The 23,293-nt window shown below is 53.8% G+C and carries 17 protein-coding genes; 1 reads left to right on the plus strand and 16 read right to left on the minus strand.

The annotated features are described in order from the left end of the window. Positions 1-25: 25 nt before the first annotated feature. From galE to wbaP, 14 genes are all read right to left on the minus strand, one after another. On the minus strand, positions 26-1,039 hold the full coding sequence (gene galE / locus AC0T7J_RS04825; protein WP_010670976.1) for a UDP-glucose 4-epimerase GalE: 1,014 nt from the start codon (positions 1,037-1,039) through the stop codon (positions 26-28). 42 nt (positions 1,040-1,081) lie between these two features. Next, positions 1,082-1,984 (minus strand): UTP--glucose-1-phosphate uridylyltransferase GalF, encoded by a 903-nt coding sequence (galF, locus tag AC0T7J_RS04830; protein WP_473792523.1) that lies wholly within the window; start codon positions 1,982-1,984, stop codon positions 1,082-1,084. Positions 1,985-2,262: 278 nt separating this feature from the next. Beyond that, the gene (locus AC0T7J_RS04835) at positions 2,263-3,603 is read right to left on the minus strand and encodes a lipopolysaccharide biosynthesis protein (RefSeq protein WP_031591354.1); all 1,341 of its coding nucleotides are present in this window, start codon (positions 3,601-3,603) and stop codon (positions 2,263-2,265) included. Next, entirely contained in the window at positions 3,600-4,823 is a 1,224-nt protein-coding gene (locus AC0T7J_RS04840) for a glycosyltransferase (RefSeq protein WP_473792525.1), read from the minus strand. Before AC0T7J_RS04840 ends, AC0T7J_RS04835 begins: the two co-directional genes overlap by 4 nt. Positions 4,824-4,827: 4 nt before the next feature. Continuing rightward, a complete protein-coding gene (wcaK, locus tag AC0T7J_RS04845; protein WP_473792527.1) occupies positions 4,828-6,090 on the minus strand; it encodes a colanic acid biosynthesis pyruvyl transferase WcaK in 1,263 nt (420 codons plus the stop codon). A 160-nt stretch (positions 6,091-6,250) separates the two neighbouring features. Then, entirely contained in the window at positions 6,251-8,467 is a 2,217-nt protein-coding gene (locus AC0T7J_RS04850; RefSeq protein WP_473792528.1) for a phage tailspike protein, read from the minus strand. Between the two features lie 82 nt (positions 8,468-8,549). After that, positions 8,550-9,584 carry a glycosyltransferase gene (locus tag AC0T7J_RS04855; protein ID WP_010670977.1) on the minus strand — a complete coding sequence of 345 codons (1,035 nt, stop codon included), beginning with the start codon at positions 9,582-9,584 and terminating at the stop codon, positions 8,550-8,552. A 46-nt stretch (positions 9,585-9,630) separates the two neighbouring features. Then, positions 9,631-10,383, minus strand: a complete 753-nt coding sequence (locus tag AC0T7J_RS04860; protein WP_473792530.1) for a glycosyltransferase family 2 protein — start codon at positions 10,381-10,383, stop codon at positions 9,631-9,633. A 69-nt stretch (positions 10,384-10,452) separates the two neighbouring features. Next, complete coding sequence (locus tag AC0T7J_RS04865; RefSeq protein WP_473792532.1) at positions 10,453-11,370, minus strand: glycosyltransferase family 2 protein; 918 nt, start codon at positions 11,368-11,370, stop codon at positions 10,453-10,455. A 127-nt stretch (positions 11,371-11,497) separates the two neighbouring features. Continuing rightward, positions 11,498-12,634 (minus strand): EpsG family protein, encoded by a 1,137-nt coding sequence (locus AC0T7J_RS04870; RefSeq protein WP_473792534.1) that lies wholly within the window; start codon positions 12,632-12,634, stop codon positions 11,498-11,500. Positions 12,635-12,911: 277 nt separating this feature from the next. Continuing rightward, positions 12,912-15,089: a tyrosine-protein kinase Wzc gene (wzc, locus tag AC0T7J_RS04875; protein WP_473792536.1), complete on the minus strand. Its 2,178-nt coding sequence runs from the start codon at positions 15,087-15,089 to the stop codon at positions 12,912-12,914. Between the two features lie 12 nt (positions 15,090-15,101). Beyond that, on the minus strand, positions 15,102-15,536 hold the full coding sequence (locus AC0T7J_RS04880; RefSeq protein WP_473792538.1) for an arsenate reductase/protein-tyrosine-phosphatase family protein: 435 nt from the start codon (positions 15,534-15,536) through the stop codon (positions 15,102-15,104). Positions 15,537-15,545: 9 nt separating this feature from the next. Then, positions 15,546-16,685 carry a polysaccharide export protein gene (locus AC0T7J_RS04885; RefSeq protein WP_473792540.1) on the minus strand — a complete coding sequence of 380 codons (1,140 nt, stop codon included), beginning with the start codon at positions 16,683-16,685 and terminating at the stop codon, positions 15,546-15,548. 287 nt (positions 16,686-16,972) lie between these two features. Further along, positions 16,973-18,406: an undecaprenyl-phosphate galactose phosphotransferase WbaP gene (wbaP, locus tag AC0T7J_RS04890; protein WP_473792541.1), complete on the minus strand. Its 1,434-nt coding sequence runs from the start codon at positions 18,404-18,406 to the stop codon at positions 16,973-16,975. Positions 18,407-19,201: 795 nt separating this feature from the next. Between wbaP and AC0T7J_RS04895 the strand changes: the two genes are divergently transcribed. Next, positions 19,202-20,773 (plus strand): TerC family protein, encoded by a 1,572-nt coding sequence (locus AC0T7J_RS04895; protein ID WP_473792543.1) that lies wholly within the window; start codon positions 19,202-19,204, stop codon positions 20,771-20,773. Between the two features lie 29 nt (positions 20,774-20,802). Here the strand turns inward: AC0T7J_RS04895 and asmA are convergent, their stop codons facing one another. Beyond that, entirely contained in the window at positions 20,803-22,626 is a 1,824-nt protein-coding gene (asmA, locus tag AC0T7J_RS04900) for an outer membrane assembly protein AsmA (RefSeq protein ID WP_473792544.1), read from the minus strand. A 12-nt stretch (positions 22,627-22,638) separates the two neighbouring features. Then, entirely contained in the window at positions 22,639-23,220 is a 582-nt protein-coding gene (gene dcd / locus AC0T7J_RS04905) for a dCTP deaminase (protein ID WP_004571280.1), read from the minus strand. Between the last annotated feature and the right edge of the window lie 73 nt (positions 23,221-23,293).

Below are 23,293 nucleotides of genomic sequence, written 5' to 3' on the forward strand. Positions count from 1 at the left end.
CGGGTTTTTTGAATTTCATCGCAGACTACCGAAACCCATCCGGGTTCTTGCTCTGCCAGTTCCACGTATCGCGCATCATCTCATCGATGCCGCGCGTCACGCGCCAGTCGAGCGTTGTGTTTGCCAGTGACGCATCGGCCCAGAACGCAGGCAGGTCGCCATCGCGACGTGGCTTGATCTCAAACGGGATCGCCTTGCCGGACGCCTTCTCAAACGCTTTGATCATCTCCAGCACCGAGAAGCCTTTGCCGCCGCCCAGGTTAAAGGCGGTGTAGCCCTCAACTTTGCTCAGATAATCCAGCGCTTTCAGGTGCCCTTCCGCCAGGTCAACAACGTGGATGTAGTCACGCAGACAGGTACCGTCTGGCGTATCGTAATCACCGCCAAACACGCCCAGCTTCTCCAGACGGCCAATCGCAACCTGCGCGATATACGGCAGCAGGTTGTTTGGGATGCCCGCCGGATCTTCACCGATTTCGCCTGACTCATGCGCGCCAACCGGATTGAAGTAACGCAGCGCAATCGCCTTGAACTTCGGCTCAGCTTTGGCGAAGTCGCGCATCACGAATTCGGTCATCAGCTTAGAGGTGCCGTATGGACTGGTGGTACCGCCAATCGGGGTGGTCTCAACGTAAGGAACCGGGGCATCTGCGCCATAAACGGTTGCTGATGAACTGAAGATAAAGTTCCAGACGCCGGCATCACGCATCTCTTCCAGCAGCACCACGGTGCCCGCGACGTTGTTCTCGTAGTACTCCAGCGGCATACGCGTGGATTCACCAACCGCTTTAAGCGCAGCGAAGTGGATTACCGCTGAAATGCTGTTGGAGGCAAACAGGTCACGCAGACAGGCGCGGTCACGGATATCGCCTTCAACGAAGGTCGCTTTTTTACCCGCCAGTTTCTCAACGCGGTTAATCGCTTCGCGTGAGGCATTGCAGAGGTTATCCAGCACCACAACATCATCACCGCGCTGCAACAGCGCCAGTACCGTATGGGAGCCGATATACCCTGCTCCGCCCGTGACTAAAATTGCCATGTGAGCTCCTTTCAATCTGCCGCGCAGGACGCGGCAAATAAATTACTGTTGTTTTGCGAGGATGGTCTGGATAGCTTCGCGGAAATCGCGACCCTGCGCGTTGCTGCGCAGGCCGTAAGAGACAAACGCCTGCATGTAACCGAGCTTACGACCACAGTCAAAACTGTGACCGGTCAGCAGCGAAACATCAACGGTTTTATGTTTGCTCAGACTGGCAATCGCATCGGTCAGCTGGATACGGCCCCACGCGCCTGGCTCTGTGCGCTCCAGTTCCGCCCAGATATCCGCAGAAAGGACATAGCGGCCTACCGCTGCCAGGTCAGAGCCCAGGCCGGCGGTATCTTCAGGCTTCTCAACGAAATCGGTAATGGTGCTGATGTCGCCAGGGTGATCGATCGGCTCTTCAGTGGTGATTACTGAGTACTCAGAGAGATTGGACGCGGGCATATGCTGCGCCAGAACCTGGCTGTGGCCGGTCTCTTCGAAACGGGCAACCATTGCTGCCAGGTTGTAACGCATGTGGTCAGCGGTGGAGTCATCCAGCAGCACGTCGGGCAGCACGACCACGAACGGATTGTCACCGATCATCGGACGGGCACAGAGAATCGAGTGGCCCAGACCCAGCGGCTGCGCCTGGCGCACGTTCATGATAGTAACGCCTGGCGGGCAGATAGACTGCACTTCGCTCAGCAGCTGACGCTTCACGCGCGCTTCCAGCAGCGCTTCGAGCTCATAGGTGGTGTCGAAATGGTTTTCTACGGCGTTTTTCGATGCATGCGTGACCAGCACAATCTCTTTAATACCCGCGGCAACACACTCGTCAATGATGTACTGGATCATCGGTTTGTCGACGACAGGCAGCATCTCTTTCGGAATGGCTTTAGTCGCAGGGAGCATATGCATACCGAGGCCCGCAACCGGGATTACTGCTTTAAGCTTGGTCATATTTATTCCGTTTAATAAAATGAAGATGTGGGTCGATTATGCAGGATCGGCCGGAAGAGCAAGTATAATCTTTATCTGAAAATCGGACAGTAACTCTCTGTCATAACATGGAAATTCGGCATTTTGCCCATTGCCAGCAACGGCATAAACTGAATAAAGACAATCAGTAATCGAATATCGCCTCTGTTATTTCCACCCCGGGTCGCCGCGCAGCTGAGACCAGCCATAAATGAAAACGGGCGACCCTGAGGCCGCCCGTTGATATAACGCAATTGTGATTACAACCAGCCTTCAAACCACTCCGGCATTACAAACAGATTAAAGTGATTAACCAGCAACATTATGCCGACAAATACCACCGACACCGCCACCCATTGCCGGGCATAGGGAATAAACCGAATGCCGATTACCGGCTTGATGAAGAACGGATGAGCCAGTGCCGAGATCAGGATCTGCGAGATGGAGAGCGTCAGCGCCACATAGAGCACGTTCGGCCAGATAAAGGTGGTTGCCAGCACCGCCAGAACCACAATACTCGCCACGATGTTCCAGTAGAACTCAACGTTGGTTCGTCCGTTGGCCTGCGAAATCGCGCCGGTCAGACCCCCCATCGGTCGCAGCATACCAAACAGCAGCATCAGCGGGATCAGATGATAGACCTGCTCATGCGACGCGCCATAAAGTACACGCACAATGACGGGTGACAGGATACCAATCGCAAGGTACATCGCGCTGCTGAACAGCATGATGCCCAGCGTACCCTTCAGGAACAGCTTCTTCAGCTGCTCGGCATCGTGCTGCTTCTCTGCAAAGCGCGGCAGTGCCAGACGGTTAATCACCGGCGTCACCAGCTTCAGCGGTTGCAGCACCAGCTCTTTCGCCAGTGAGTAAACACCCAGCATCTCGGCGCCCATCACTTTACCCACTACCAGCGCATCGGCCTGGGTACGCAGCTGGTTAATGGTCTGCGAGCCGAGCTGATAACTGCCGTAGCGAATCGCGCCGATAAAGGTCGCTTTATCGAACTCCCAGGTCGGACGCCACGACTTCTCACCCAGCGCAATCATGCAGAGGATGCGGGTAAAGGCGTTGATGAACAGACCGAGAATCGCCGCTGCTACGGTGAGCGAGGTGAACTCCAGCATCGCCACCACACAGAGGAAGGCAAACAGCTTGGTGCCCATCTCAATCTTCGCCAGCGAAACCATCCGCTTGGTTTTGATGTAGTGCGCCTGATACTGCGACAGATGCCCCAGCACCAGGAAGTTGAGGCTGGTCAGCATGATCAGGCCCACCAGCTCCGGCAGGTGATAGAACCAGGAGACCGGGAAGGCGATCAGCAGCATGATCAGACCGGTGCACAAGCTGAGTGAGACGTTCACCCAGTAGATAGTGCTCTGCTCACGACGGGTAATGTTCTGGCGATGCACCAGATAACTGCTCATCCCCATATCCTGCAGCACACCCGCTACCGCCAGGATGGCGTTGATGATGGCTAACAGCCCCAGTTCGTGGGTTTCCAGTTTGCGGGCGAGAAAGCTCAGCTGTGCAACCTGCAGCACCGCCGAAAAGCAGGTGCTGCCGAACAGCCAAATCGCCTGAGACTTAAATCCACTCACACCAGTCGCTCCAGAATCTGTGCCAGTTCGCCGTAGGCGATATGCTGATTAAATTCAGTCTCGACTTTGTGACGTGCCGCGGCAACCACAGGCGCCACATCCACTTCACCCTGAGAGAGCTTCAGCAGCGTCTCCGCCAGCGCCTCAGGATCGTCCTCTTCCACCAGCCAGCCAGAAACATTGTTCTCAATCAGCTCCGGAATGCCGCTGTGGAAGGTTGAGACCACCGGCAGGCCGACCGCCATCGCCTCCATCAGTGCGACCGGAATGCCCTCCATATCGCCATCTGCGGCGGTTTTGGAAGGCAGCAGGAAGATGTCAGCTTCACTCAGCGCGCGACGGATCTCCTCCTGCGGTTTAAAGCCCGGCATGCTGACACAATCTTCCATTCCCTCGCGGGCGATGAAATTACGCATCATCTCATCCTGATCGCCGTTACCGATAATGGTGTACTGAAACTGACCGCCACGCTGCTTCAGGATGGCGCTGGCTTTGACCGCCACATCCAGCCCTTTCTTCTCGGTCAGACGTGCCACCGACACGATACGCAGCGGCGTCTGAAACGCCTGGCGCGGCTGGAAGTTAAACTTCTCCGGCTCAATGCCCATCCGCGTAACGTGAATTTTTTCCGGCGGGCAGCCCATCTCAATCAGCTTGTTCTTCCACAGATTGCTGATAGGCAGCATCAGCTCACTCTGGCGGAACAGATTCACATAGTCGAGTTTGTGCTCTTCCAGAATGTGGCGACGGGAAATATCGGCACCGTGAAACACGGTCGCCTGTTTACCCTGGAGCACGCCCAGCTCACGCAGTTTGTTCGCCAGGGCGCCGGCATAGCCGAAATGCACCAGGAACACATCAGCGGTGAAGGTCTGCTTTGCATTCGCCACAATCGACGGCAGCAGCAGTTTACTGGACTGCGCGCCATAACGGCGCACATTCAGCGAACGCAGCAGTGACGGTTTCGTCACTTTTGGCAGCACCAGCTTAATGCGCTGGTTCAGCTTATCGACAATCGAGACCTTCTCTTCCGGCAGCAGATAATGCGTTTTCGCCGCCAGACCATACTCATCAAAAGCGGCATGCCGGTTCACTAAATCGCCGGGAAAGACTGAAATAATCTCCACCTCGTAACCGGCATCAATAAAATGGGTTACCTGATTTAATACGAATGTCTCAGAGGCAACCGGGAAACGCATGGTGAAAAAAGTCAGTTTCATCACATTACCCTAATACTTTGAGAATCTCTTCAGTGATCCGGTTGCCAATTTCCCTTTCATTCGCAACGGCCGTGTCGACCTTAAGCTTGATGTTGTCGTAATCGGCAAGCACAGTTTTCACTTTGTCGATCAGTGAGCCATCCATCAGGCTTTTCACATCGGTTGCCATCTGCGGCAGACCAAGCTGGTTCATCACACCCATCGACTTGTGCTCGTAGTTGATCGCCACAGCCGGGGTGCCAAAGTTCATGGAGATAATCGCCGAGTGCAGGCGGGTACCAATGGTCAGATGGCAATGACTCAGCAGGATGCCCAGTTCCAGGTCATTAAACTCATCCATGATGACATGGTAATGTTCAGGCTGCGCTACGTGGTCACGCAGGGTCAGTGCGACCATGCGGTCATCTTTGGCATAGCTGTCGATGCCGGTACAGGTTGAGAACGCCACGACCTGATAGCCTTCCGCGATCATGGCATTGATCACCCGGCCAAACGCCGCTTCATACTCCTTCTGCGTCACACCCAGACGTTTATCAAACGGTGCCAGTTCACGCACGGTAATCGCGATGGTTTTACGGCCATCGATAATGCCCTGCCAGTAGAGCAGGTTGTGGCTCGGGTTTTCGACTTCGCGTGCCCGCACCAGGAAAGCGGTATCAACGCCAGACGCGATTTTAGAGCTGGTCACGCCATCGCGCTTCATCAGGTCAAGGCTGACCGATTCACGCAGCACCAGGCTGTCGACCCGATCAAAGACAAAGTTCGCCAGCGCATTGACGCGCGGGTTCTGGAATGGCCCCACCGAGTGACCGATCAGGTAGATCGGCTTTTTTGCCATCAGCGCACAGAGCGCATGATCAAACTGGGTCACGCCATAGAGGTCAACGAAGAACGATCCGCCAACCTGAATAATCGCATCATATTTTGCCAGGCTGTCAGTAAACGCCTTCAGGTGCGGGGGTACAGAGAAAGACTTAAAGATGCCGCCCTCGCCCAGATGCGCCATCATGATATCGGGCATCAGGCGGTTCGCAACTTTACGCTTAAACGAACCGACCAGGCCTTTGCCTGATTTGCTGTTGTGCAGGTACAGCGCATCCTGCTGAATATCCTGCTGGAGCAGATAACCGGAGCTGGTTGGATAACGGCTTATAACATCAATCTCTAAATCACTGCGTGCAGACTTCATAGAATCAATCAGTCCACGAAGAATCGCGCCATCCCCGCGATTCCCACACGTGTGGTTACCCACCAATAAAATTTTCATAACAACTCCGAATAAATTTTTTTTAATTCTGTAAGCCGCCCAGATCCGCAATGGGCAAAATGAACTCTGTTTAAAGTCATGCTTTACGGGATAACGCACCCAAAGGTAGTACTCCTGTTAAAACCGGCCGCCTCCATTGTGGCGGCCGTGAGGCAAGGTGTTACGACTTAATCGCGAAGTATGGCAGTGCGACCTGTTTGCCGTTGATCACGACGGAAACAAAGCCTTCCGGCTTGCTGGTATCGACCTGATCGGCAGAGAGCGGACGCGAAGCCATCAGCAGATCGCCCTGCTCGTTGGCACCCACCCCCGCTTTGCCGTTGTGCAGGCTGAAGCGCTGCGGCGCGCGTTTAGTTGCGTCGCCCGCCGGAGGATTGCCCTTCTCCATCTTCGCGTTGACCCGCGCACAGCGACCAGTGACAAAGCGATCTTTACCGGTGGTTTTCACCAGCACGGCCGCCGACGGCGTCCAGCCCGCCAGTTTGACGAAGATGCGGACATCGGTGTCATGCTCAGCCACATAGCGCACGTCGACAATCGGGCTGCTGCCTTCAGCCGACCAGCTCGCTTCAGAAAGGTCTTTTTTGCGTTGTACGTGGATCACCGCGCGGCCACCGGTGGTCTTGTCACCGATCAGGTTCATCAGCGGCTTATCGCCACTGCCGTTGCTGAACTGCGCCTGACCAAAAATTTCGATCTCCCACGAGTCGCCCACGGTGGGTGAGTAGAGGCTACCGAGATCAAACCAGGTCTCCTGATTCGTGTTGTTCTCTAAACGCCAGCGCGAGGTGATGTAGTTGTACTTCAGGCTGCCATCCAGCGCGACGCCATAGGACTCCACGCGGGTCGATCCCATCTCCCAGATGCTGAGCAGACGATCGCCCTGCATGGAGTTGTCGATCCAGCTGCCTGACTGCAGGCTGGTCTGGCGCATATTAAGACGGGTGTTGTGCGCGATCAGCGGATTCTTACAATCCTCCAGGCTCAGCGCATCGACAATCCACTGGCCGTTGGAGAGATCGCCCGGGTTATCACAGTGCTCAATCCAGCCGTTATGAATAATCGACTGGCCGCAACGCGGCAGGTTAAGAACTTTGCCGCCACGACAGTACTGCGCATTAAAGTTCGACAGTTCGATTGCGGTACTGTGATCCCATTTGCCCTGCTTCTGACCTGACCAGCCCGATTTGATCACATCGCCGCTGCAGCGAGAGGCGTACCACTGATCGATTTTACAATCGAGGGTATCCTGCAGGCTGATGGCAGTGCCGCCGACTGCGTTAAAGCGCAGGCAGGCACCACGGAAATATTGTCCGCCAGGGCAGTTGTTATGGAAAAAGCCCTGCTGGTTGGAGCTTTTATCACTGTTGCCGTTAAAGTTCAGGTTGGAAAGCTCAACCCGACGGGCATTCATCTCAAAAACGAACGCTGACTTACCATCCGAGACAATGGTGGTCGCCGGGAAGTAGCCGAAGTTCACCATCGCACCGGACATGCGGAAGAAGTTGAGATACTTATCGCCCAGGTTACAGGCTGAGACCATAAAGGTACCGGCCGGGAACTGGACGCAGATCTGCTGGTTAGCCTGCTGTGACCACTGGAACATCGCCATAATGGCGGGCGCCGTATCAGTTTTGCCATCGGCAATCGCACCGAAATCAAACAGGGTCAGGCGGTTAAAATCGTCTACCACGCGACGCCAGGAAAAGCCCTCACCGGCAAAGTTTACGCCGCCATCATTCTGAGCGGGCTGGAAGCTGCCGACAAACTCGCCGCCGCCGACTTCACGTCCCTCGTGCCAGCTTTTCAGCTTAACCTTGGCCCCTTCAAACAGCGGACGGGTTTTGCGTAACTCTGCTACGGACGGGATCTCACCAATCAGCTGATAACCCGCTGGCTGCGCCAGACGCTGACTGAAATCTGCCGCGCCCGGACGGCTGACATCCGCGATGTTAAACAGCGTCTGACCGTTGCTGTCCTCAACCGTCATCGAATGTGAAGGATCGGCAATCAGCGCGGCATTATCCTGAATAAACTGAGCAAAGTTGCCTTTGTTCAGTGAGATAGGCTGGGCAATCTCTGACACTTTGCCGCTGGCGTCACGCAGGAAAACCGGGATCTGGTTACCCGGTTTGCTGGCATCTGCACCTGCTTTACCAATCCACAATTTCCCTTCAAAGCCCTGCCAGAACTGCGGCGGCATGGCGTAGACATTTTCCGGCGTCAGGATCGGCACGTCGCCTTTGGGGATGTCAGTGGCATCAACCGGCTTCAGGGCGATACCGTTACTTTTTGCAGCGTAGCTGGAAAAGGTGCTCACGGAGAGAGCCCCCACCAGAGCGGAGGCGGCGGTCTGTAAAACTTCTCTTCTTTTCATGCATCAATTCCCGTAGTCAATAAGGCCATTGGCCATGGCGGTGTCCCTGAGGCACGTCGCAAGTGAGCTTTTCCAGCTCCGGTTAAACCAATGACAGCCAGCTTTGCTTTATCTGATTACCGTCGAATTTCAGCGCGGTTTGTTTGGTTTTTTCGCTCATGGCATAGAACAGCGCGTCATCGCTGGCGAGCTGCTCCATTCGGGCCAGAAATGTGGCTTTGTCGTTCATTGGAACCAGGAAACCATCTTCACCGTGGTTGATGATCTCCTGTGGCCCGGTCGGGCAGTCATATGCCACCACCGGCAGTGACCAGGATTTTGCTTCCAGCAGCACCAGCGGCAATCCTTCATAGCGCGAGGTCATCAGCGCCATATCGCTGTCGCGATAGTAGTCATTGATGTTGCTGACCTTACCGACAAACTTCACGCTGTCGGTAATGCCCAGCACAGCAGCCTGATCGTGCAGTTGCTGACGCAGTTCACCGTCTCCGGCAATCACCAGCGTCCAGTCGGGATGACTGCGGGCGAAATCGCGCCAGATATCCAGCATCAGGTCAAAGCCCTTCTGGTTATCCAGACGGCCGACCGCCAGCGCCTGGCGATGACGGGTCTGGCGCTGATAGTCCTTGTAAACCACCGGGTTGGGGATTTGCTTGCTGGGAATGCGCCAGCGGCTGAACACCTGATGATCTTTGTCGGTCAGAACAATCACGCGGTCGTAGTAGCGCAGCAGCAGAAACTTGAGGAACTTAATCGGTTTGCTGAAGGAGTTAATGGCGATGTGTTCGCAGGCGTAGGCTTTGCCCCGCTTCTTCTTCATTGCCAGCAGATTCCAGAAGGCGAACATCACGCTCAGTCGACCCATGCTGATCAGGAAGACGGTATCGAAACCCTCTTCGTGAATCCGGGCAACCGCGCTTTTGATTGGGTTGCTCTGCCCTTCAAAGCTGACGATCTGTTTGACGTGCTCAAACGGATAAAAGGTTTTACCGCTGCCTTCCAGCGAGTAGATGGTGACTTCATGCGTTTCGCCAAGACACTCTGACATGAAGTTACAGATGTTCTCGGTGCCCGCATACGAATAAGCATCTTTGATCACCAGGACAATTTTTTTCATGAAACGCTATCCACCTCAAATTTTAAAGACAATCCTGCCGACAGGCTTAACGATGCTTAAGGGTAAACAGCACACCATTCACCATATACCAGGCGTAATAGTAATAGATTTTTAAAGGATTGTTTTTATAGATAATTCTTAATAATTCAAGGTGCCACTGGGCCGCTTTGTTCTTATTACGGGAAAGGGAATCGCCTAATTCGTAATAGTTGACCAGAATCGTCTGAATTACGCGCGCCTGCTTATAGCGGGTGAATAATTCATACAAAAACAGGAAATCTTCGTGGCCTTTGCGCTGGAAGAAAAGCCCCTGCGGTGGACGACGGAAACAGACAGAGGAGAAACAGACGCGATACTGCTTCTTCACAAAGTTTTCCTGCTGCAGGTAAGGTTTGCCGTAGGTAATGTCGTGCTCAGCCTTGCGGGTTTTATAGTGATATTCGGTAATCACAAAATCATCACCGGCCGCAATGGCGGCGACCTGCCGGGTCAGCTTATCCGCATGCCACTCATCGTCACTGTCGAGAAAGGCGATAATCTCTTCAGTGGCGGCGCGCAGTCCGACGTTGCGGGTCTCTGCTGCGCCCATGTTGACCGCGTTATCCAGAATGGTAATGCGCGGATCCTGACAATGCTCACGCACAAATTCCAGCGAGTCATCGGTCGATTTATCGTTGACCAGATAAAGGTGCCAGTCGGTATAGTGCTGATTGATAACCGATTGCACCGCGCGTAACACCGTCTGACGTGCATTATACATAGGCATAACAATGCCAACGGTTCCAACAGAAGTATTCATCTTCAACCCTGAATTAATCGAAAAGAGAGTCGCCCCTGGCATCAGGAGCAGAGCGAGGCGCGGCGCGCGTCAGGAGATCGCTTTCTCACCGCCGAAACGTGCTTTGACCTTGTCTTTAACCCGGTTCATAAAGTAAGCACGGTTGTCTTTGTTGGTGAGGAAGAAGTAGCGCGCGAAGCTCAGGCTCGCCATCAGCGACTTACCATCCATCTTGTAGCGCAGCGGCAGCTTAAAAGCTTTGTAGGTGTGGATGTCACGCGGGGTCAGATGCGGCTTCATGGTATCAAGCCAGAACATCGAGTAGTTCACCGATTCGCCTTTGTGTTTCGAGCCAAATTTCGTGACCAGGTGGTAGTTCGCCAGCGGTGTGGCGATCATCACAAAGTCATAGCCCATGCGGTCGGCACGGATACAGAAATCATAATCCTGATGACGGATGTAGCGGGTATCGAACTGAATTTTCGCCGCGTCTTCCCGCTTCAGCACAATGGTGCTGGTCTGGATAAAGCCGTAGCAGCCAAACAGATACTCCGCGACGGTTTCATTTTTACCCGGTGGCTGCATCGGCATCACTTTCAGGAACGTGCCATCCTGATAGATATTCACCTGGCTAAAAATGACGAAATTCTTTTTGCCCTGCGCCTCCAGCTGAGCAATTTTTTCGCTCACCTGCTGCAGTTTGTCCGCAGCCCACTCATCATCCGCGTCAAGGAAGCTGACATAGTCACCGGTCGCCAGCTCAATACCTTTGTTACGCGCACCGGCGCCGTTGAGCTTGACCTCGGAAAGCACCAGATTGATATCGAGATCCTGGTAGCGTTCGCTGCGAACCACCTCCGCCAGCGCGGCGGCATCCGCAGATTTATCATCAACGATGATGACTTCGAAATTGCGATACGTTTGTGCTTTAACGCAATCAAGCGTCGTGACAATCGATTCTGACGCGTTATAAGCCGGAATTACGATGGAGAAACGAATGTCCTTCATTGCCAGCACCTCATTAAAGTAGTTCAAAATAAACAGTTCATTCGACAACAGTCGATGAAAAACCTGTGTTCTGATCGGCGACCGCCCCTGGGTGAAACTCGTCACCCAGAGGCGGTCGTCAGATTGATTAGTGGATCAGCCAAAACTCCCGCGCCACTTCATAACCGGTAACGGCCTGTTTGGTTGAAATGGTGTTGTAGTAAAGGTAATAGAGCAGGAAAAACACCAGCATGGCATACAGCGCTGGCTTCCAGGATCGCCTTGCCTGATAAATCAGTGAGGTCAGGATGATCGGCTCCACCTGCTGCAGGTAGTTGGACAGGCGCGAACCTGACGGGAAGTTATACAGGAAGATCCTGATCGCCCCGCCGATGGCGAAACTTAAAATCAGCAGGTAGTTAAGGCGATACTGGGCATAATTCTCGCGTTTCAGCTTATCGGTCAGCATGAAATAGAAGAAGACAAACACCAGCATGATGTTTTTCAGGTTCGATACGGCCAGGATGCTGCCACCCATTGCATAGGAGGGGTCATTGTTATAGCCCGATGCCCTCTCTCCCAGCGATCCCAGATGACCCGCGATCAGGGCAATAAAGCCCGAGCCGCCCACAACGGATAGAGGCAGGCTGGCAACGATGATAATGACCGGCCACCAGCGCCAGTCCCGGATAAACAGGAACGGCACAAGCGTCACCACCATGACACCGGTGTTATGGCTCGTGAACGACAGAATAAAGAAGGCAAATGCCCACCAGTAGCGCTTGAGATAGATCGACCAGAGAACGCCCAGGAACAGCGCGGAACTCAGACCAAAGCGAATCTGGTTAATGTCTTTGTTGATAAAGATGTGCGCCGAATAGAGCACCAGCGCCAGCACCGGATACGGAGACATCTTCCTGAAAAACCAGGTATTGATGAAAACGGCAATGGCGCAGAAGACAAACAGGAAGATGCTGGCATTGTGCGAAAACAGGCTGGTGAGCCAGGCCATCGCAAAAATCAGCGGTTCGTAACGGAAAAACGCAACGGTATTAAAGAAGCCGTTAATCTCAATACGTCTTACAAAGTCTTCGAAGAAGCTCCGGTACTGAAAGTCATCCATGCCGGTACCCAGACCGCGTATTCCCCCGAAAATAATCAATGTCACGGCGGCAAAACAGAGTAGCCAGGTCAGAATATAATTTGTGCGTTCGTCTTTTTTTAGCGCTATTTCAAACAGCGAAAGCAGCAGTAAAAAGCCTGATACATACCAATATGGAGCCATGGTGTGATTCCTTAATTCCACAAGTTCTCATGCCAGCAATAATCACGCTTCGCCTTCCCGACTGGCTTTACAGCGAGTCTGATAGCACGGTCACAAATTGCGTGCGGGCGATGCCGGCTGGTGATGAATTCTGTTGAGTGACGCTCGCCATGCGATTTATAGATGTATCGCTTTTGTGGGTTTGGACAGAATAACCTGTGTAAATTGATGCGTGTCGTCATTCAAAGGGACGATAAAAAGGGGCGGTCAGACCGCCCCCTGTTTTATTGCTCAATGATCAGCTTTTGTTCGTCTTGCCGTAGTCATAGGCGTAGTAGTCATACCCATAGCCATACGCATTCGCGGCTTTACGCACCACGGCGTTGAGGATCACACCTTTAATCTCAATACCGTTCTGGGCAAAGCGTTTGAAGCTGACGTCCACTTCTTTCGTGGTGTTGGCTTCGAAACGCGCCACCATCAGTGAGGTACCGGCCAGCTTACCGATGATGGAAGCATCGGTGACGGCCAGGATTGGCGGCGTATCGATTAACACCAGGTCGTAGTTCTTGCTCGCCCACTCCAGCAGCTCACCCATGCGACGATGCATCAGCAGCTCAGACGGGTTCGGCGGAACCTGACCACGTGGCAGGAAATCGAAACCATACACGCCCTGCTGAATCAGCGCCGGGCTGAACTCAGTTTTACCGGACAGCACGTTGGACAGACCTGATTTGTTATCTGCGCCCAGCAGTTCGTGGGTGTAACCACGACGCATGTCGCCATCGATAAACAGAACACGCTGACCCGCTTTCGCGACCAGGGTCGCCAGGTTGGCACAGATAAAGGTTTTACCAATACCCGGGCTGGCACCGGTGATCATCAGGATGTTGTTTTTCGCTTCCATCATCGCGAAGTGCAGGCTGGTACGCAGGCTACGAATCGCTTCGATGGAGAGGTCAGTCGGGTTACCCAGCGCCAGCAGCGTTTCGTGCGGATCGGTTTTCACCTTGCTGCCACGACGCGCCAGGGCTTCGGTATCCTTCTTACGCTGCCAGTCTGACAGTGGAACGCTGGCATAGACATTCATGCCCAGCTCTTCCAACTGATCCGGGTTCTCGATGCCGTGATGCAGCAGCGCTTTCAGCAGAACCAGACCCACTGACACGAACAGACCGAAAATCAGGCTCGCGGCGATAATCAGCAGCTTCTTCGGTGCAACAGGCGAGTTAGCGGTCTGCGCGCCATCGATGATGCGGACATCACCCACGGTGCTCGCTTTACTGATACCCAGCTCCTGCTGACGGTTCAGCAGCTGCATGTAGATCTCCTGACCAGACTGAACGTCACGGGTCAGACGCAGGATTTCCTGCTGAGTCTGTGGCATGCCAGCAATTTTCTTGTTCAGCTGAGCCTGCTCACCTTCCAGCGTTTTGCGTTTTTCAAGCAGCGCGCGATACGTCGGGTGATCTTTGGTAAACAGCTGAGAGACTTCCGCTTCACGGAAGGTCAGTTCGTTCAGTTGGCTCTGCACGCTGACAGAGGAGTCCAGAGCGGATTTCGCTTCCAGTGACAGGTCAACAGATTCGTTCTGACGACGGAACGTGTTCAGCTTGTTTTCCGCTTCATCCAGCTTGCTGCGAACGGCAGGCAGCTGAGTGCGTAAGAACTCCAGGCTTTTCTCTGCCTGCTCTGACTTGCGCTCAACGTTCTGTAACAGATAGTTGTTCACAATCTGGTTCAGCACTTTGCTGATCTGCTCTGGATCTTCACCCAGATACTCCAGACCCAGCACGCCGGTATCTTTACCTTTGTCTGCCACGGTCAGGTTAGAGAGCACAGAACGGATCGCCTGCAGGTCATTCAGCTTGGTCACGGTGAAGCTGGTGCCTTCGTCTGCGTGAATCTCGCTGACCAGCATGCTGATGTCGCCGTGCGACTCCAGCTGGCCGACTTTACCTTTGAACAGCTCATCGCCATCTTTTGAGACGGTGTAGCTATCCGGACCGGTCACTTCCAGTTCAACGTTACGTTTGTCGATAGTGCGTGGGATTTCCAGCCGCGAAATCGCGATATTGGCCGGTTTATTGCCCATCAGGCGCGACAGACCTTTACCGATAACCGGGAAATAGTTCTGCTCAACGACGGTATCCAGACCCAGATCGTCAACGGTTTTGCCGATGACCATACGGGATTCCAGAATCTCGATTTCCGTATCAGAGGCTGGTGTCGGTGGCAGAATGCTGTCAATTTCGTTCAGAACGGTGCTGGCATTCTTCTGCTCAACCTGAACCAACGCATCTGCGCTATAAATGGGTGTTGCAAACAGTGTGTAGAGTGTTCCCGCCAGCATGAAAAAAGCGGTAACGGCAACAATGATCCAGCGATGATCAATTAGCTGTCCCACAAGATGCGCCAGATCCCATCCATTCGAATCCTCTCCCGGCGCGGTTCTGACCTTATTTTTTATATTCATGGATAATCCCAACTATCGGCTTAATACGTTCACCCACTTCTGGGTAGCGTTTTCCAGTAATCCGTAAATCTCTTCAAAGGCCTCACGGCTTTTTCTGTACGGATCCGCAATTTCTTTCTGATTGAGCCAGTGCCCAAGCAGCATGGTTTTGCCACGCGCGGCCGGGTCGATGCGATTCACCTGTTCAATATGTCGCTTTTCCATCACCAGAATCAGGTCAACGTTGCGGCACATCTCTGCCGTCAACTGTTGCGCCTGATGTCCTTCCAGCGACAGACCCTGCGCAGCGGCGACGTCAGACGCCGTCTTGTCGGCCGGGTGGCCGACCAGCGCCCCCAGGCCAGCAGAGCGAACGTCTAAATCGGGCAGCGCACGTTTGAACAGGCGCTCTCCGGTAGGAGAGCGGCAGATGTTGCCGACACAAACGACTAACACGGACTTAATCATGATGGGACCTTAATTACCCCAGGTACGGATACGCGATGCGGCCTGTGTTGCATCGTTGATACCTGCGATGGTCGGTATCAACTGCCCAATCACACGGTTCCAGCGCGTCAGCGGCGTAGAGGTGACATAAACGATGTCGTAAGGCTGGAGCTGGAAATCGGTTCCCATCACCATGGATGCCGCATCTTTGGTGTTCAACTGATAGATGTTGGCAATCTTGTTGCGATCGGTGCCATGCAGTGGACGGATAACGAATACACCGGTGGCGTCAGAGGTGGTTTGATCCATCCCGGCCGCATTGCCCAGTGCTTCCGCCAGCGTCATGCCGCTACGGTCCATTTTCAGGGTAGTCTGCTGCTTCACTTCACCCATCACGAAGATTTTCAGATCATCGTTACGCGGAACGTAAAGAATATCGCCTGGATAGAGGAGGTGGTTCTGGCTCAGGTCGCCATTCTGCATCAGTGCCTGCAGAGAGACGCGCTGCTCACGACCGTTGTGCGTCAGCACGACGTTACGCCAGTCAGCATCAGCGGCCAGGCCGCCTGCGGCGTTAATCGCATCCAGAATGGTCAACGGAACGTTGGTGATGGGCTGCTGACCTGAGGTGGTCACTGAACCCGTCACATAAGCTTTCTGCGATTTGAACGAGGCGATGCTGACATCAACCTGTGGGCTTTCAATGTACTGAGCCAGACGACGTGACACTTCGTCACGCACTTCGCCGACGGTACGGCCCGCTACACGCACACGACCGATGTAGGGATAGAAAATGGTGCCGTCAGAATGTACCCAGTTACCGGTGTCGCTGGCGCTACGGTATTGACCCGCTGGGGTGGTCAGTTCCGGGTGATCCCAGACCGTCACGGTCAGGACATCGCCCACACCGATACGGTATTCGTAGTTCTGAATTTCGTTCTGAAGGGCAGGATTCGTCTGAGCCACCAGTGGCTTCGGACGCATCTTTTCAACCAGTGAAGGCGTCAGCGGGAAGACGTTGACATATTTATCGATGTCAAAGTTGCTATCCTGCTGTTCAACAACATCTTTTCCTGATGTAGAAAGGTGAGAACCTGGTTCGATCGTACACCCGCTAAGGAATGTGGCGGATACCAGCAAGGGTATCAATTTCATTTTGATTGTAATCATTTAGATCTTCGCTATCAGTTATTTATTGATAGAGGCGAAACCGCCGCTGTGTAAGCGTCCAACAAAAAGTAAATCCTACCTGACTTAAGCACTGAACCTGTCGTTCATTATCCTTGCTCCACTTGTTATAAGTAGCGGCCATCTACCAGGGTGTACCCGGAACGCCACGCATCATAGCGGACTATGGATGCACTGCGATATCCCTGATGATGGCCACTATCAACGACACGCCTGACAACGGCAAAACACCTCTGAGCGCGCGTTAACGCGCTCATTCCGACTCACGATTAATAGGCACCGTCGCGTTTCAACACCACGCCCACTGTTTTAAACAGAATCGCGATGTCGTTCCACAGTGACCAGTTTTTCACGTACCACGAGTCGAAATAGACGCGGGTTTCATAGTCAACATCGTTACGACCGCTGACCTGCCACAATCCCGTCATGCCTGGCTTTGCCATCAGGTAATAATCAACATCACCGGCATAACGACAGAGTTCATCTTCAATGACCGGACGAGGCCCGACCAGACTCATATCACCGCGCACCACGTTCCAGAGCTGAGGCAGCTCATCGAGGCTTGTTTTACGGATGAAGTGACCCACTTTCGTAATACGTGGATCATTTTTGAGTTTGAAATCTTTATCCCATTCCGCACGAGCAATCGGATCAGTGCGCAGCACCTCTTCCAGCACTTCTTTTGAATTAATGACCATCGAGCGGAATTTCAGGCATTTGAATTTACGGCCATTCATTCCCACACGCTCGTGACCATAAATCGGCGGTCCACCGTCACGGCCCACCAGGAAGCCCAGTACCAGCAGCGCTGGCATCAGCATCAGGATAATCGAGAGCGCACCCACGATATCGAATGCCCGCTTCAGGAAGCGCGAAGTGCGTTTGGCCAGGTTGTTCTGAACCCGCAGAATCATCACTTCATGGCTGAAGATATAGGCCATATCGGTACCGTAGAGCGGTACACCACGCAGGGTTGGGATCACTGACACTGAACGGCAGTTGTGCATCGCCAGCGATTTAAGCCAGACATCACGGTACTGACTCTGCTCATATTCCACTGCCACGATGAACTGGGTTTCGCTGTTGGTGAGGCTCCAGAGCTCCTGCTCGTCACGCAGCACCGGCACGCCGTTCATGATCTCCTGCGGACAGGTTCCATCAACGTCATAGAAGGCGATAACGTCAAAACCCATGACCTCTTCGCTTTGCAGTGCCTGCCAGGCTTCGTGCGCATTTTTGCTGCTGCCGATAATAATGGTCTGTTTTTTCCACAAGCCCTTTTTATTCAGCAGACGTTTAGAAAGCGCGCGGCAGGTCGGAATTAAAATCAGCGCCAGGATCCAGGTCAGTAACCAGACGAAACGCGACATCTGCCACTGCGACAGAGCGGTAATCGACAGGTCGATGACAGAAAATATAAGAATGGTACGAAAAACTTCTTTTAATTCGAACCAGAAAGGTTTGCGGTAAGTGTAGTGCCGAAGCCTTACCCAGAACCAGCCAATACAAATTACCGACAGACAAATGTGTGTGGCAATTTTTAAATTCATTTCTTTTTCAGAAATATCTGCCAGCGGCGAATCTGACTGCAAATTAATTAGCATCATCGCCAAAAATAACGCTGCGTTGAAACAAATTAAGTCTGAACATGCCAGCATTAATTTGGTAATAAGACTTTTAAACGTAAATTCTGTATCGCGCATATTTAACTCTTTATTTTATTTCCTTAAACCCGCAACGGCTATCGCCTGTTTAATCATTAAGCGACGAAACCTCTCCAGAGTGAGCCGTTTCTAAGGGGAGCTCCTGCGGCGTTTACGCCAATGATCTTAACCATGAAACCAATAATATTGTGATGAATACCAACAGATTACTCTGACTTAATCACCGCCAGCGCTGCTCACTTTATCAACAAAAACGCGATTCGGGCACGCTACCGCCCTTGGCTGTCGCTGCCAATATCGCTGTCATCATTCATATTGCTCCCCGTAATGCGTTTACGTTACCGCAACGCATCATACAGACGTTCACAGGCGAATTACTCATTCGTGACATTGCGATTAATGTCGAATAGGTACGCAGATTACGACTCTGGGGCAGAGTTTGCTAACTTGTTGCTATACTAGTTATTACTGGCTTGTTTACAAGCAGGTCCCGCCATCCCTGGACTATTTTAGGAAAAAGACTACCAGCAATTAGTATTGAGGCCTGACAGGGAGTGCAATCCTTTCTTCACAATTCGGATTAATGCCATACACCCGATAAGATAAATCGCATAAGCCAGACAGGTGAATATCTCTTTCCGTTTAGCAAATGACTAAGAATTATCTCCTCTGCGCTCTGTGAAGTTAATCAAATCGTCACACTGTTATGTTCATATTTTGCACGATATAGCGTCATTACCTGAGAACATGCCCCCTGCCCTGCCATTTGTCGGTGGCTTCGCACTCCACTATCATCAGAGAAAACTCAATTTAAGACATTCAGGTGAACAAGGCATGCTGGAGGTAATCGCAGATCCCTCGCTATGGGCGGGATTAGTCACGCTAATCGTTCTGGAACTGGTTTTAGGCATCGACAATCTGATCTTCATCGCCATCCTGGTTGAGAAGCTTCCCGGGCCGCTTCGGGACCGCGCGCGCGTGATCGGACTGCTACTGGCATTATTGTGCCGATTATTGCTGCTGGCATCGCTTTCCTGGCTGGTTATGCTGAAAGAACCCTGGGTTACGCTCGCGGGCCACGCTTTTAGCGCGCGCGATTTACTGCTGCTGACAGGCGGGATTTTCCTGCTTTTTAAAGCCACAACAGAGTTGAATGCGCGTCTTGAAGGAGGTGATGAGGCATCCGGTCAACAAAAAGGCGGCGCTAAATTCTGGCCGGTGGTAGCGCAAATCGTGGTGCTGGATGCCATCTTCTCGCTGGATGCGGTGATTACTGCCGTCGGCATGGTCAATGATTTACCGGTGATGATGATTGCGGTCACCATCGCCATTCTGCTGATGCTGCTCGCCAGCAAGCCATTGACCCGCTTCGTGAACAATCATCCGACGATTGTGATCCTCTGCTTAAGCTTTTTGCTGATGATCGGCTTCAGCCTGGTGGCGGAAGGCTTTGGCTTTGTGATCCCCAAAGGCTACCTCTATGCGGCAATCGGCTTTTCAGTGGTGATTGAAGCACTGAACCAGCTGGCACACTTTAATCGTCGGCGGGTGCTGTCGGCGGGACGTCCGCTACGCCAGCGTACGGCGGAAGCGGTGTTACGGCTGCTGCGCGGCGCGGCAGAACCGGCGGAGCTGGATGCGAAAACGTCATCACTGATCGCTGACAGCGATGCCAGTATGCTGTTTAACCGTCAGGAACGGGTGATGATTGCCCGCGTACTGGGCATGGGTCAGCGCCACATTAACAGCATCATGACCTCGCGCCACGACGTCGAACATATCGATCTCAGTGATGATCCGGCAGAGATTATGTCGCGCCTCGACCGCAACCAGCACACGCGAATATTGATAACGGACAACTCCAGCGAACCGCTGGGCGTGGTTCACGTTATCGATCTGCTGCATCAGTCATTACATCAGAATTCACTCGATTTACGTGCTCTGATTCGTCAGCCACTGGTCTTTCCTGAGCGGCTGACGGTGCTGCAGGCGCTGGAGCAGTTTCGTCATGCCCATACTCACTTCGCGTTTGTGGTCGATGAGTTTGGTTCGGTGGAAGGCGTAGTCACGCTGAGCGATGTGATGGAGACTATCGCCGGTAATCTGCCGAATGAGGCGGGTGAAATCGATGCACGCTACGATATTCAGATTCAGGGTGAAGGTCACTGGATTGCTAACGGTCATATGCCGCTGGAAGATCTGGCGCTCTATGTGAAATTGCCGCTCGATGAGCAGGGTGACTATCATACGCTGGCGGGATTACTGATGGATAAGCTTCAACACATCCCTCAGGAAGGCGAAGTGTTGCAACTGGGTGATTATCTGCTGCGCACCCTGCAGGTCGAAAATCATCGGGTGCAGAAAGTCGAGATCCTGCTGCAGCCCGACAGCGATTATGAGGTTTAAGCGATTACCGGGTATGGGCAATGCGCCCGTTACGGGCGCATGATTTTCTTCAGGTTCTCTTTGTTCTCGCCCTCTTTCTGGCGATCGATCCACTGATTCAGCCGTGATTTCGCCTCACTCTGCAGCCGGTTACGCAGAACGTCATCCACCGGGAGGGAATATTGCAGGTTGTCCCAGCGACCATACATGCGCAGCGGAACCGGCTGACTGGAGAGCGCCTTCACCAGCGCATCATCGCCACGCCAGCCACTGATTTTCAGCCCCAGGGTCATATCCAGCTGTTGCTGCACCATGTCGATGTTGCCCGCGCCCTGCAAGCCCAGATTCTGGCCGTTGCCATTGAGATCGCTGAAGCTCAGTACACCTTTATTCAGCGCCACCTGTCCGCTGATTGACTCAATTCCCTCATCCACCGTCCCTTCACTACTGACCTTGTCGCTGACCCGTGCCACGGCACGCTGCACCATCTGCTGCAGATTCAGCTGTGCCAGCTTCAGGTTGCTGGCGCTGATGGTCGCCTTGCCCTGCCAGCGACGTTTGGCTGCTTCGACGGTCAGTGTATCGCCCGACAGGTCGCCATCAAGACTCAGGTTTCCCTGCACACTTTCCGGCAGTTCAAACGCTTTAAGCAGCGGCTGAATCGCAATGAACCGGAGTTGTGGTTTGAGGCTGACCCGCGTCGCTGGCTGCCGGATATCGATGCTGCCGGGAATGGAGAAGCTGCCATTACCCAGCTTGCCGCTGAGCGTCTTCAGTGTCATCACGCCCTGCTGATTGCTGGCGTTTACCGAAAGACGGGTGAGAGAGAGTCCGCGCCATACCGCATTGTCCGCCTGTAACTTCAGCGCCAGATCCAGGTCATTCAGCGGCGAGTCAGCGTTGGTGCGTTCCCGCGGCGCAGCAATCACCGGCGAACGGGCCACGGTGGCGTGCTGCACGCCAGGCGCCTCAGAGACGGGCGCACTGATGAGCAAATTATCGACGTTAAGATTGCTGGCTTTCAGATCCAGCGCCAGCTGCTGCGGTGGCGTAATATGACCACTGCCCTGCCCGGTCAGGGTGCTGTCATTGGCGGTGAGCTGCAGATTACTGAAGGAGAGCTGCTGGCGGTCGCCATTCCAGTCGCCCTGCAGGCTCAGCGAACCTTTGATCCCCTGCGCCGGAATATCGGCGCCGGACAAGGTGTAATCAAGCTGCTGCAACTGGCCGCTGAGGCGATGGGGATATTGCGCGGCATCCAGCTGGCCTTTGAGATTCAGTGTGGCGTTGCGCTGATTGCGCATCAGCGTGGTGCTCAGCGACAGGGTCGCCAGCTTATTCGCGTCCTGTTCCATGTTGATGTTGAGGTTGCGGAAATTATATTCGTCGCCGCCTGGCTGCTGCCAGATCAACAGACTGTCTGCGACCTGCAGTTTAGCGATATCAAATGACCAGCCGCTGGAAGGAGAAGCCGGCTCCGCATCACGCGGCCCCTGGGGCGCATTTCTGGCGCGCTGCGCGCGGCTGTCTGGCGTCACGCGCACTATCGCATTTTTCAGCATCACCTGGCTGACGCTGAGCTGATGGGATAACAGTGGCCAGAGATCCACATCCAGCCGCATGTTTTCCGCCGAGACCATCGGCTGGCTGGCACCCGGCGCGGTCAGGCTCATCCGGCCAGCCAGGATGCTGAGCTGAGGCCAGACGTGCCACCGCAGATCGCTGCTGACCTCAAGGCGATAACCACTGCGTTGTTCGACCTGTTGCACCATATAGGCACGAAAGTCGTTGGGATTGACCAGCAGCACCAGCGTGCTCATTCCCGTTACGACCACCACTAACAGGATGGCCAGCGTGGTTATCACTCTTTTCATTACATCCTCAGATCAGTCTTTGTCGATACGGCTGGCATCAGCGCCCTGCTGACCGCGATATTTCGCATCTTCACGCCGGTTGTAAGGACGCGCAGCCGGGCCTGAAAGCGGTTCAAAACTCAGCGCGCCGATTAACATGCCGGGACGCAGAGCCAGCGGCAGTTTACCTGAATTGTAGAACTCCAGCACGATTCGGCCCTGCCAGCCTGGATCAATGCGGTGAGCCGTAACGTGTACCATCAACCCAAGTCGCGCCAGTGAGGAACGGCCATCCAGCCAGCCGACCAGATCGTCCGGCAGCGTTACAGACTCCAGCGTGACCGCCAGCGCCAGCTCTCCCGGATGGAGGAAAAAGGCCTCGCCGTCAGGCAACACGATTTCATCGCTCATGACCCGATCCAGTGCCGCGCTCACTTCCTGTTTCGGGCCGCTCAGATCGATAAAGGCTGCGGTATGACCGCTGAAGGTGCGGAACTGATTACCCAGACGCACATCGACGGTGGCCCCGTTAATGCGCTCGACCGGCGGGCGTGGCTCAATGGCCAGTTTGCCATTGTCCAGCCAGGCTTCAATATCGCGATCGCATAATCTCATTGCGGTAACTCCATGGCATAAGTGTAGCAAACCGGCAGGCCTGCCCGCCGCCGGTTTGCACCACGTCCGGGCG

Source organism: Pantoea sp. E956-1 (assembly GCF_982223955.1).

Coding starts and splice junctions, on each gene's coding strand:
- galE (WP_010670976.1), bottom strand. CDS start 1,039: ATGGCAATTTTAGTCACGGGCGGAGCAGGGTATATCGGCTCCCATACG.
- galF (WP_473792523.1), bottom strand. CDS start 1,984: ATGACCAAGCTTAAAGCAGTAATCCCGGTTGCGGGCCTCGGTATGCAT.
- AC0T7J_RS04840 (WP_473792525.1), bottom strand. CDS start 4,823: ATGAAACTGACTTTTTTCACCATGCGTTTCCCGGTTGCCTCTGAGACA.
- wcaK (WP_473792527.1), bottom strand. CDS start 6,090: ATGAAAATTTTATTGGTGGGTAACCACACGTGTGGGAATCGCGGGGAT.
- AC0T7J_RS04850 (WP_473792528.1), bottom strand. CDS start 8,467: ATGAAAAGAAGAGAAGTTTTACAGACCGCCGCCTCCGCTCTGGTGGGG.
- AC0T7J_RS04855 (WP_010670977.1), bottom strand. CDS start 9,584: ATGAAAAAAATTGTCCTGGTGATCAAAGATGCTTATTCGTATGCGGGC.
- AC0T7J_RS04860 (WP_473792530.1), bottom strand. CDS start 10,383: ATGAATACTTCTGTTGGAACCGTTGGCATTGTTATGCCTATGTATAAT.
- AC0T7J_RS04865 (WP_473792532.1), bottom strand. CDS start 11,370: ATGAAGGACATTCGTTTCTCCATCGTAATTCCGGCTTATAACGCGTCA.
- AC0T7J_RS04870 (WP_473792534.1), bottom strand. CDS start 12,634: ATGGCTCCATATTGGTATGTATCAGGCTTTTTACTGCTGCTTTCGCTG.
- wzc (WP_473792536.1), bottom strand. CDS start 15,089: ATGAATATAAAAAATAAGGTCAGAACCGCGCCGGGAGAGGATTCGAAT.
- AC0T7J_RS04880 (WP_473792538.1), bottom strand. CDS start 15,536: ATGATTAAGTCCGTGTTAGTCGTTTGTGTCGGCAACATCTGCCGCTCT.
- AC0T7J_RS04885 (WP_473792540.1), bottom strand. CDS start 16,685: ATGATTACAATCAAAATGAAATTGATACCCTTGCTGGTATCCGCCACA.
- wbaP (WP_473792541.1), bottom strand. CDS start 18,406: ATGCGCGATACAGAATTTACGTTTAAAAGTCTTATTACCAAATTAATG.
- AC0T7J_RS04895 (WP_473792543.1), top strand. CDS start 19,202: ATGCTGGAGGTAATCGCAGATCCCTCGCTATGGGCGGGATTAGTCACG.
- asmA (WP_473792544.1), bottom strand. CDS start 22,626: ATGAAAAGAGTGATAACCACGCTGGCCATCCTGTTAGTGGTGGTCGTA.
- dcd (WP_004571280.1), bottom strand. CDS start 23,220: ATGAGATTATGCGATCGCGATATTGAAGCCTGGCTGGACAATGGCAAA.